This window comes from Vibrio sp. Vb2131 (assembly GCF_033338535.1).
Lineage (GTDB): Bacteria > Pseudomonadota > Gammaproteobacteria > Enterobacterales > Vibrionaceae > Vibrio > Vibrio alginolyticus.
Map to the genome: position 1 here is coordinate 1 of NZ_JAWOSW010000049.1, position 1,094 is coordinate 1,094.

Here is a 1,094-nt window from a genome sequence, read left to right on the forward strand (position 1 = left end):
TCGCCATCGACGTTATCTACATCGCTGAAAGCGGTATTCAGATCGATGCTGTATGGGGTGAAATCTTCCGCCAAGGTTTGGTCTGCAATGCTACTTTCAACCACAGGCGTGTCGTTCACCGCATTCACGGTGACGTTGACCGTCGCTTGGTCAGTCAGTGAACCATCGGTAACGGTGTAAGTGATTTCAGCATCGCCATGGAAGTTCTCAGCTGGTGTGAACACCAATTTGCCATCAACAATTTCGACTTTACCTTGTGCTTCAGGTACAGACGCCGATTGGATAGACAGCGTATCACCATCAATATCAGTATCGTTTGGCAGAACATCAATCGTCACTGGCGTGTCTTCGTCAGTGACAGCGGTATCATCTTTTGCTACTGGCGCGTCATTCACTGGCGTCACATCGACGTTCACCGTGGTGGACTCCGATACCCCACCGGAGGTAACGATGTAGGTAAAGCTGTCTGCACCGTGGTGGTTGTCGTTTGGCGTGTAAGTGACGCTGCCATCCGGGTTGACCGAGACCGTGCCGTTGGCTGGACCGTTATTGGTATCCAGCGACACCACTTTGTCGCTGCCTTCAAACGTGTCGTTACCTAGGACGTTAATGATGGTCGGCGTGTCTTCCACAACCGTCGCGTTGTCTGCCACGATGTCCGCCACAGGCGCCACTGTGAAGTTCACCGTTTGGCTGACGCTCTCGCCGCTTGGATCGGTGGCCGTAAACGTTAGGGTTTCTGAGCCGTTCCAGTCTGCCGTTGGGCTAATGGTCGCAATGCCATTTTCTATTGAGACATTGACATTACTGTTGCCAGAGACGCTAAACGTTAACTCGCCATCCACGTTATCCACATCACTGAAAGCCGTATTTAGATTGATGGTGTATGGCGTGAAATCTTCCGCCAAGGTTTGGTCTGCGAGGTTGCTTTCAACCACAGGCGTGTCGTTCACCGCATTCACGGTGACGTTGACCGTCGCTTGGTCAGTCAGTGCACCATCGCTAACGGTGTAAGTGATTTCAGCGTCACCATGGAAGTTCTCAGCCGGTGTGAAGACCAGTTTGCCATCAACGATCTCAACTGTGCCTTGTGT

The 1,094-nt window shown here is 52.0% G+C and carries 1 protein-coding gene; it reads right to left on the reverse strand.

Annotated elements, in window-relative coordinates; genetic code table 11:
* The coding region (locus R7E38_RS22790; protein ID WP_318082128.1) for a tandem-95 repeat protein at nt 1-1,094 on the reverse strand (1,094 nt) is incomplete at both ends.